The organism is Staphylococcus sp. HMSC068C09, from assembly GCF_001813735.1.
GTDB classification, from domain to species: domain Bacteria; phylum Bacillota; class Bacilli; order Staphylococcales; family Staphylococcaceae; genus Staphylococcus; species Staphylococcus hominis.
In genome coordinates this window covers 178001-188315 of sequence record NZ_KV813764.1, presented here as the reverse complement: position 1 = coordinate 188315, position 10315 = coordinate 178001, and the positions used below count along the sequence as shown (strand labels likewise).

9 protein-coding genes and 1 pseudogene are annotated in these 10315 nt (G+C 31.8%); 2 read left to right on the top strand and 8 right to left on the bottom strand.

The annotated features are described in order from the left end of the window. A partial coding sequence (locus tag HMPREF2930_RS08570; RefSeq protein ID WP_070597371.1) for an IucA/IucC family protein occupies window positions 1–1688 on the top strand: 1688 nt, incomplete at its 5' end. A gap of 110 nt (window positions 1689–1798) precedes the next feature. Here HMPREF2930_RS08570 and HMPREF2930_RS08565 read toward each other — a convergent pair. The 6 genes from HMPREF2930_RS08565 to HMPREF2930_RS08540 all read right to left on the bottom strand — a co-directional run bounded on the left by HMPREF2930_RS08565 (window position 1799) and on the right by HMPREF2930_RS08540 (window position 7172). Then, a complete protein-coding gene (locus HMPREF2930_RS08565; RefSeq protein WP_002448598.1) occupies window positions 1799–2347 on the bottom strand; it encodes an Asp23/Gls24 family envelope stress response protein in 549 nt (182 codons plus the stop codon). Between the two features lie 78 nt (window positions 2348–2425). Continuing rightward, the gene (locus HMPREF2930_RS08560) at window positions 2426–2662 is read right to left on the bottom strand and encodes a DUF2273 domain-containing protein (RefSeq protein WP_002448488.1); all 237 of its coding nucleotides are present in this window, start codon (window positions 2660–2662) and stop codon (window positions 2426–2428) included. A 12-nt stretch (window positions 2663–2674) separates the two neighbouring features. Continuing rightward, a complete protein-coding gene (gene amaP, locus HMPREF2930_RS08555; protein WP_002448415.1) occupies window positions 2675–3211 on the bottom strand; it encodes an alkaline shock response membrane anchor protein AmaP in 537 nt (178 codons plus the stop codon). Between the two features lie 181 nt (window positions 3212–3392). Next, entirely contained in the window at window positions 3393–4955 is a 1563-nt protein-coding gene (locus HMPREF2930_RS08550) for a BCCT family transporter (RefSeq protein WP_070597369.1), read from the bottom strand. A 163-nt stretch (window positions 4956–5118) separates the two neighbouring features. Continuing rightward, window positions 5119–6132, bottom strand: a complete 1014-nt coding sequence (locus tag HMPREF2930_RS08545; RefSeq protein WP_017175378.1) for a zinc-binding alcohol dehydrogenase family protein — start codon at window positions 6130–6132, stop codon at window positions 5119–5121. Window positions 6133–6164: 32 nt separating this feature from the next. Next, a complete protein-coding gene (locus tag HMPREF2930_RS08540) occupies window positions 6165–7172 on the bottom strand; it encodes an NADP-dependent oxidoreductase (protein ID WP_017175379.1) in 1008 nt (335 codons plus the stop codon). Between the two features lie 139 nt (window positions 7173–7311). On the opposite strand from HMPREF2930_RS08540, the gene HMPREF2930_RS08535 reads away from it, so the two are divergent. Further along, window positions 7312–8313 carry an LLM class flavin-dependent oxidoreductase gene (locus HMPREF2930_RS08535; RefSeq protein WP_017175380.1) on the top strand — a complete coding sequence of 334 codons (1002 nt, stop codon included), beginning with the start codon at window positions 7312–7314 and terminating at the stop codon, window positions 8311–8313. 116 nt (window positions 8314–8429) lie between these two features. Here HMPREF2930_RS08535 and HMPREF2930_RS11570 read toward each other — a convergent pair. Beyond that, a pseudogene (locus tag HMPREF2930_RS11570) lies at window positions 8430–8828 on the bottom strand (alpha/beta hydrolase). A 64-nt stretch (window positions 8829–8892) separates the two neighbouring features. Next, window positions 8893–10305: a 6-phospho-beta-galactosidase gene (lacG, locus tag HMPREF2930_RS08525; RefSeq protein ID WP_029376784.1), complete on the bottom strand. Its 1413-nt coding sequence runs from the start codon at window positions 10303–10305 to the stop codon at window positions 8893–8895. Window positions 10306–10315 lie beyond the last annotated feature (10 nt).

Below are 10315 nucleotides of genomic sequence, written 5' to 3'. Positions count from 1 at the left end.
TATTATGTATTCATTTTCCAAAATCAAATATCGATATTTACAGTCAAATAAAAGGGAGATATGCCTTCGACCGGGTAGATGTGGAAGGTCCTTTTTATATCTTAAAACATCATAATCATGAATATGAAAGAATCCAACATCCAAATGATATTCTAGATTTAATTTTAGCTGAAGAGCCAAAACTTGATAACGCTGCTAGTGAACAGTTTAGAGAAGATTTAAATAATAGTGCTGCTAATATGATTCTGGCACTAAGTTATCAAGCTAAACATATGCATTCAAACTACGAGTCCTTATGGGAATTGATTGCAAAAAGTGACGATAGTTATTTACGTTCGGAACAATCAGTTATAGAAGGTCATCCCCTTCATCCAGGCGCAAAGCTTCGTAAAGGGATGAGTGCTAAAGAGAATATTCATTATAGTTCAGAATACGGTCAAGAAATCCAGTTAAAATGTGTATTCATACATAATAGTATAGCAAATGTTCAATCCTTATCTTCAACCTATAATGATATGCTTCAACAATCTTTTCATAAATTATTTACTCACCTTTTAAATAAATATAATGATATAAGAATTGAAGATTATCATTTAATGGTTGTCCATCCTTGGCAATTCGAACATATTTTACTTAGTCAATATCAACAAGAACTAGATGAACAACTTATTATTCCTATTGATATGACCTTACCTTATTATGCTGGCTTATCATTCAGAACATTAATGCCAAAATATCCTAAACTATTCCCGCATATTAAACTTTCTACAAATGTTCATATTACTGGGGAAATACGGACGCTTTCTGAACAAACAACGCATAATGGACCTTTAGTTACTAAAATTGTGAATGATATTTTAAAAAACGACCCTGATTTTCAACCTTATCGCATAGAAACCTTAGATGAAATTGCTGGCATTCATTTTTATAATTCTAAAGATCATTCAACAATCCAGACTGAACGTAGTGAACAACTAGGAACATTATTTAGAGAAAATATTTATACATTAATCGAAGAAGATACAATACCTGTCATACCGTCTAGTCTTGTTGCTTATTATCCAAACAATACTGAACCGCCGATTGAAAGCTTAATAAAACGATATCAACATACACATCAATTTAAGACATTTGAAAAAGCGGCTTATGCATGGATTCAAGATTATGCGACTCAATTATTAGGACTAGTTATTCCACTATATGTAAAATATGGAATCGCACTAGAGGCACATTTACAAAATTCTATTGCTACATTTAATCAAGATGGTTGTTTAAGTAAAATCTATATTCGAGATTTCGAAGGATTACGTATTGATGAAACTCAATTAAACCAAATGGGGTATAAAACATCACATTTCCATAAGAAATCTAGAATTCTTACTCAATCTACTACATCTGTTTTTAATAAAGTATTCTATTCAACTGTTCAAAATCATCTAGCTGAATTAATATTAACAATTACTGAAAAAGTAGAAAATATGGATTTTGAAAAAATAATGTGGCATCATATCAGTCATATTATTCAAGATATATTAGCTAAGTTGACTGACGTTGATACAGGACGTATGCAAAAGATTACTCATACTTTATTTGCTGCAACAATTGATTATAAGTGTGTAACCACTATGCGTTTAGAAGATGAAGCACATCATTACACTTATATTAAAGTTAATAATCCACTACATTAAAATTAAGAAGCGGAATAACATTCAATTTGAATGTTATTCCGTCTCTTGTTAAAAAATGATATTAACCATAAAAAGACCTTGGAACATTCCAAGGTCTTTTTTCAATAAACTTATTGTAAATCTGATCTTTCGAAATTATTATTGTTGTTATTATTGTTATTGTTGTTGTTATTTTTTTGGTTTTTTTGTGCCCATTCTTTTTTAGTCATTACGTCGTCAACTTGCATGTTAACTTCAACAACATCTAAACCAGTAATGTATTTAACTTGTTCTTTAACTAAGTCAGTTACTTTACGGAAGATTTTTGGAGCTGATTCACCATATTCTAAGATGACTTTTAAGTCTACAGCCGCTTGTTTTTCACCAACTTCAACAGAAACACCTTGTGTTACGTTGTTACCGCTTGAGAATGCGCTAGAAATACTGTCAGTGAATCCGCCTTTCATATCTAAGATACCTCTTACTTCACGAGCAGCGATACCAGCAATTTTTTCGATAACTTCATCAGAGAACGTTAATTTATTTTCAAAATGTTGTTGATTATTTTGACGTTCTTCTCTGTATTGTTGTGCTTGTTCTTGACGTTCTTCTCTTTCTTTTTCATTTACTCCAGTTTGGTTATTATACGCTTGTTTAGCTTTGTTATTATCTACAGCCATGTGAATTCTCCTTTTTAAATAAAATTTAATTTTTAATACTTAATTTTTTAATTTATATGAATTCTTAAATAATGAATGTTAACTCCATCGATTTAAGAAGTTCATGAAATCTTGTGTACGGTCTTTCATATACCCAACGCCAATTCCGATTAAACATAAAACAATAATTAAAATTGTTTTCCAGAACCCTAAAGTCAGGAATAAGATTGCAATAATTAAGAATGCAAAGAAACCTATAATTCGCCATTTATACGACTTTAGGAAGTCGATAATTTGTTGAGTAGAATCTTGACTATTTTGATTATTATCAGCCATGTTATCCCTCCCTTATAGTACGCGTTGTCCGGCAGATTTTTGATCTCTAACATTAATTTCTAATTTTCTAACAGGCATTTCAGTAAAATGCTCAACATTATGTTTAATGTCAGATCTAATGCTTTCAGTTAATGATTTTACTTGCACATCATTAGGTACTAAGAAATCAGCTTTAATATCAATGTAAGAATTGTTTTTCTTATTGTAAAGTTTAGTAACCACGTTTGGTTGTCTGATTTCATCGTATTTAGTTAATGTATCGTATGCAGACTTTTCGACTGCTTTACGTGATACATAAATATGTCCATCATTATAATCTTTATAAAGACCTGGTTTTCTATATGTTGGTTTAAAGATGCTAAATACCAATATAATACCAATTAATACGAGTAAAGCAGATAAACCAATTAATAGTGGTTGGAACCAATTGAATTGTAAGAAATAGTCTTGATAACGCTTAATACGACTATCATCTATGTACATAAACAATAAGAAACCAACAATCGCAACTATTAATAGGCCAAGGATAAAGTTTTTAAATCTATGCACCTCTAAACACACCTCCTTAGTCATTGTTGAAATTATTTAATTATAAAATTTAAGTACCCTTTAAAAATTTTTTAAAACGTTAACATTAAAATTTTTTATTTAATTTTTTTAAATTTATTAAAGTTTACCTTCTAGATTAAATATTCCCAAATTTAACACAATAAAAACCTGTTTTTCATAATTATTTTCGTTTTTTTATATTATTCGTTTTTTTGTATTTTAAATTATCTTTTTTCATTAAAACATCTTTCTTTGATACCCGCGGATGATCTGAACTCAACGTTTTAAATAAAGACCATATCATAAGAATAATAACTACGGAAAATGGGAGTGCTGCAATAATTAATAAGTTCTGAATTGCTTGTGTTCCTCCGGTGTAAATCATTATCATCGCAAATAAGGCCATAATAATACCCCAACTTACTTTAACGAAAGAGTTAGGATTAATATCTCCTTTACTACTTAACATTCCAAGTACATAAGTAGCCGAATCTGCAGAAGTTACAAAGAAAATCATAACAACGATTAAAGTAACAATACTTAATACAAATCCCAATGGAAAATGCTCTAAAGTGGCAAATGTTGCAGTTTCTGCTGCTTCTTTAGCAATATTAGCAATTCCACTATGCTGAAGATACACTGCTGCTCCTCCGAACACTGCAAAGAAAAAGAAAGATACAAGAGCTGGAGCAAATAACACTCCTAAAATAAATTCTTTAATTGTTCTACCACGTGATACACGTGCAATGAATATTCCTACAAATGGTGCCCAAGACACCCACCATGCCCAGTAAAATATAGTCCAATTTTGTACCCATTGAAATTTTGCGCCACCATCCATTGGAATACGCAAACTCATACTAAAGAAATTAAAAATATAATTTCCTAATCCGTTAGTAAATGTATTTAAAATATATAAAGTAGGTCCTACTAGAAATAATCCTATTAATACAATAAAAGCTAAAATCATATTAATATTACTTAAAGTTTTTATTCCCTTATCAATTCCGGACCATGCAGACCAACTAAATAAAATAGTTGCAATAATAATAATGATGACTTGTGTGCCGAAATGACTCGGTACTTTAAACAAGTAGTGAAGACCTTCATTAATTTGTAAAGCACCAAAACCTAAGGTAGCTGCTACACCTGTAACCGTTGCAATAACAGCTAAAACATCTATAGCACTTCCGATTGGTCCTCTCATTCTTTTTTCTCCAAAAATTGGAACAAGCGTTGCGCTTACTAAACCTGGATACCCTTTATGAAAATTAAAATAAGCAAAAACTAATGCAACAATGCTATACACTGCCCACGCATGAATTCCCCAATGGAAGAAAGCAAACTGGAACGCATCATTAATTGCTGCTTGTGTACCAATTTTATGTATAGGCGTTGCTTTATAGGCATGACTAACTGGCTCAGCTGTAGTCCAAAACACTAATTCTATTCCCATTCCTGCACTGAACAACATAGCAAACCAAGAAAGTAATGAAAATTCTGGCTCTTCTCCTTCCACACCTAACGTAATGGATGCATATCTTGAAAATAATAAGTATACGCAAATAAAAAATATAATTAAAACTAGTAAAAGATAATACCAAGAAAAATTAACTGCAATAAACGATGTAATATTTTGCGTGATTGCTTCTAATTGCTTAGGTAATATCGCTCCATACACTACAAATAATGTACAGATAGCTAATGCAATCCAAAATACAATGCTTATAGATTTTTTTCGCATTATATTATTCTCCTTTCTGATAGTTAGAAATTCTATACCCTATTCATGTTATATCTAACGATATATTGGAATTTTTATAATTAATCAAATTGATATATTATAAAATAATAAAAACGCCTCTTAATGTCTTATTTATAGACACTAAGAGGTGTTAAATCATTCTCTATTCTTCTACATTTATAACAAGTTTTCCTATCATGGAATTGGATTCTAATATTTGATGTGCTTCATATAAATGTTCTGCTGTTAAGCCATTGATGACTTTTGTCGTTGTATTTTGATACGTACCATTCTCAATTTTTTTAGCAATATCCTCTAAATAATAATGATGTTTAATCATGTCTTCTGTTTGAAAAATAGGTCTTGTAAACATAAATTCATGTGTAAAGGAAACACTTTTTGTTTTTAATAAATTTAAATCTTGTGATCCTTTAAAAGCTACAATCGTAGCAACATGTCCTCTTGGTTTCACTATATCTATCATTGTTTCATAATACATGTCTGTATCAAACGTGCAAAATACGAAATCTACCGCTTCAATGTGCTGTTGTTCTAATTGAGATTTTAAATCTTCTTTATGATTGAGTACGATATCTGCACCCATCTTTTTTGACCAATCGATTGTTTCTTGACGTGACGCAGTTGTAATGACTTTTAGACCATATGCCTTAGCAATTTGAGTCGTAATGCTTCCAACACCACCTGCGCCATTGATAATAAGTAATGTTTTCCCTTTATTTTGATTTGGATTCTCTGAAATTTTAAACACATCAAATAAAGTTTCTGACGCTGTAATACCAGTTAACGGAAGACTAGCAGCTTGTTCTGCCGAAAGATTTTTAGGTGCTTTTGCGACTAATCGTTCATCAATAAGTTGATATTCCTGATTTGAACCATGTTGATTAGGCGCACCAGAATAAAATACAATATCGCCTTCCTTAAACATTGTAACCTCTATTCCAGTTTTTTGAACCGTTCCTACTGCATCAAAACCTAAAATTCTCGGAGAATTTTTAACTTCAGTAAGGCGTTGTTTTGTATCAACCGGATTTACACTTATACTTTGTATTTTAACAAGCAACTCTCTAGAAGATGGCTGGGGCATATCTAATTCAAATGGTTCAAATACATTTCCTTCTTCTAATTTAAATGGTTGTTTAAATCCTATAGCTTTCATAAGTATATACCTACCTTTTACTGAATTTTAAATTATACATTCTCTGACACTTTAACGATCTGTTTGCCAAAGTTTTCACCTGTAAATAAGTTTCTGAACGCTTTTGGTAAATATTCAAATCCTTCTTCTATAGATACTTTTGTTTTAATTTTTCCTTCTTGTATCCACGTTGCCAGTTCTTTACTTGCATGTTCAAAGTCATCGGAAAATTCCGCTACCAAGAAACCACGCATCAGTGCTTGATGTTTAATTAATGTGCTTTGTACACGTGGACCTTTTTCTTGTTCAGTATTATTATAATTAGAAATCGTACCGCAAACAGGAATACGTGCATGACGGTTGAGATGTTTCATAACTTCATCGGCTATTGTGCCACCTACATTTTCAAAATAAACATCTACGCCATTCGGTACGGCTTTTGCTAATGCTTCTGCAAAATCATCCTTTTTATAATCAATGCCTGCATCAAAACCCAATTCTTCTGTTAGATAATTCACTTTTTTATCTCCACCAGCTATACCTACTACTGTAGCACCTTTGATTTTAGCAATTTGACCAACCACAGCACCTACTGCACCAGAAGCTGCTGAAACTACTACAGTGTCGCCTTCTTTTGGTTGACCAATCTCTAATAAACCATGATAAGCTGTTTGACCTGTCATACCTAACGTACTTAAATATAAATAAAGTGGTACATCTGTATTAGATATTTTACTTATTTTCTCTTCATTTACTGTATTAATACGCTTCCATGGCAACATACCTACAATAATGTCATCTTCATTAAATTTTTCAGAATTTGATTTAATAATTTTGCCTACAATGTGACTTTGAATAGGTTCGCCAATTTTAAAAGGCTCCACATAAGAATCGGCTTGAGTCATTCTTCCACGCATATATGGATCGACAGATATATATAAAGATTCAATTTGAATTTCATTTTCTTTCGGATCAACTATGTCAATATTTTCATATTTAAATGTATCATCTTGGGGCATACCTTTAGGATATTTTGCTAATAAAACTTGCTCATTATTCATTATAAAAGACTCCTTTCAGTATTCAAAAACAGTGTCATATCACAAACAATTTTATCGCAATTCAACTGCTTTCACTTTATAATGTCTAGTATGATAACACTTAATACTTTATTATACCAAGCAAAGTGAGGTCTTAAACTTGAAATTAAGTATCTTAGACTATGTACCACTCTTCGAAGGTGATACACCACAAGAAGCTTTAAATCATTCAATTGAACTTGCTCAACTATCAGAGAAACTTGGTTATGCACGTTATTGGGTAGCAGAACATCATCAAGTTCCTTCTGTTGTATCAAGCGCTCCTGAAATCGTAATGGCTATGTTACTTGAACATACACACTCTATTCATATTGGAAGTGGCGGTGTGATGCTCCCCCATTATAGTGCTTACAAAGTTGCAGAACAATTTAAAATTATGGAAGTCAAACATCCTGGCCGAATTGATATGGGAATTGGGCGATCTCCTAGCTTCAAAAATGTAAACGAAGCGCTAAATGAATTTAAAACTCAAAAACCCAAACTATCTCAACAAATAGATGATTTGAACAAATACTTTACGAATGACACTATTCATTCACATCGTTTCAAAACTTTAGAAGCCACTCCATACACAGAGCATTCACCTGAGATGTTTATTTTAGGAATGAGTGAACAAAGTGCTGAACTTGCCGCAAAAAAAGGCTTACCTTTTGTGATTGCTCATATGGGTCAATCGCACGCAAATTTAACACATGTCATTCAACATTATAAATCGCGTTTTACAGAGTATCATGGTCATTCGCATTCACCCTATATTATTTTAGCTACTTTTGTCGTTACGGCAGAAAATGAATTAACGATTAAGCAATTAGTAGATACATTAAATTTGTGGTTAATACGTATTAATTATCTTAAACAACCTAAAGTATATCCTTCTATTGAAACAGCACAGCAACGCCATTATTCTGAAAGAGATCGAGAAAAAATAGAAAAAAATAAACGTCGAATGATTAGTGGCTTACCACATGAAGTAGCTCAGCAGTTAATACAATTACAAAACGAATTTGAAGTCGATGAAATCATGATTCTTCCTAATGTATACGGACATACTCATCGTACTAAATTAATTGAACTTATAGCTCAGGCTTGTCTAGATAATTAGGAGAGTCAGTATTATGAACGCTCCTAATTTTTATTTGTTTCATAAACTTTAATGTTTTCATTTGCAACATCTTTATTTTCATGAAGTTGGCTATGTTGAGTCGCCGATTCTGTATATTAAGATTTTTTATACGTTTTTGGACTTGCTTCTAACAGAGATTTTAAAGGCCGAGGTGAGCTATTAGATACTTTAACGTCAAAATGCATACCATTTTGATTATCTTCATAAATATTTAAATCTTCTATTTGTTTACCTTTATAAATATTCTTTAATCCAAGTCACTTTTTATCATCTTCACTCATTTTGTTTGGTTTGCCATTTTGATCAACTTGAATTTCATTCACCTTTTCATTTAAATTAAGAACGCCATTATATGTTCTAGCCATATTGACTTCTTTTTTATTTAGTGTCGGAAATGGTGGATGATTACCATCACTTTTCATAAAATACGTGAAAGATAAATTCCCCATAGAATATACGACAAAATTATACTCCTTATTTTTTAATACTAGTATCTCATCTCAATAAAATAAGAAACAGGACAGAAATGAAAATTTCTGTCCTGTCAAATTTATAAAATTACTTAATTTCTTTAGATTCAGCTAATGCTTTATACCAATATGCACTTTTTTTCGGATAACGTTCTTGTGTGTCAAAATCAACGTAGAATAGACCATAACGTTTTTCATAACCATTAGACCATGAGAACACATCCATAAGTGACCATAAGAAATAGCCCTTTACATTGGCACCATCACGTATCGCATCAGCAATGACTTCAAGATGTTTTTTAACATAGTCGATACGTGCATCATCATCAACTGTCTTACGTTCTTCGTCGAATTCATCTTTATACCCAAGCCCATTTTCAGTAACATAAATTTTATGATAGTTAGGATAATCTTTTATAACACGCATAATTTGATCATAAAGACCTTGTGGATAAATCATCCAATCCCAATCAGTACGAGGAACATCTATGTCAAATTCACGTTGTCCTACACCTTTAAGTTGATACTTAGAGCCACCTTTATCTCCAGTAGCATTGTGTGTAATTTCTGATTCTCCTTCATATCCTCTCATCCAATCACTCATATAGTAATTGATACCTAGGAAGTCATTTAAATCTTTTGCAGCATCTAATGTAGCATAGTCTTCATCGGTAATATCTAATTTACCGCCATTGACAGAAAGAATATGTTGTACACCTTCCATAGTTTCACGAGAATATTTTCCTAAATACGTTGCATCTAAGATAAATTTGTTATGAATAATATCTTCAAGTTCTGCTGCTCTTACATCTTCCGGATTTGAAGGATCGTATGGATACTTAGTTGGTAATGCATGAACGACTCCAATTTCCCCATTATATCCATTGTCTTTAAATAATTTAACCGCTTTCGCATGTGCGACCATCATATTATGATGAGATTGGAATACTTTTGCAAAATCATATTTAATACCTGGTGGGAATTTACCTACTAAATACTGGCCATCACCAATAGGACCAATTTCATTAAAAGTAGTCCAATAGTTGACTTCAGTAAATTCTTCAAAGCAGAATTTTGCATAGTCTACAAAATAATCAATCGTTTTACGGTTTAAGAAATCTCCATCACTGTGAAGTGTTTCTGGGGTATCAAAATGATGTAATGTAACAAACGGTTCAACGTGACGTTTATGACATTCTTTAAATAATTTGTGATAGAATTCTACACCTTTTTGATTAACTTCTCCATAACCTGTTGGAAAAATTCTTGACCATGCGATAGATATACGGATACCATTAACACCAAATTTCTCACTTAATTCTAAATCAACTGGATATTTATGATAAAAGTCACTTGCAGGTTCAGCTGTATACCAATAATTTTCTTCTAGATAAGTGTCCCAGGCTACACGACCTTTTCCGTCAGTTTGAGTCGCACCTTCTGCTTGATAAGCTGCTGTTGCACCACCGAAAATAAAATCTTCTGGTAATTTTTTCATTATACTTTCATCT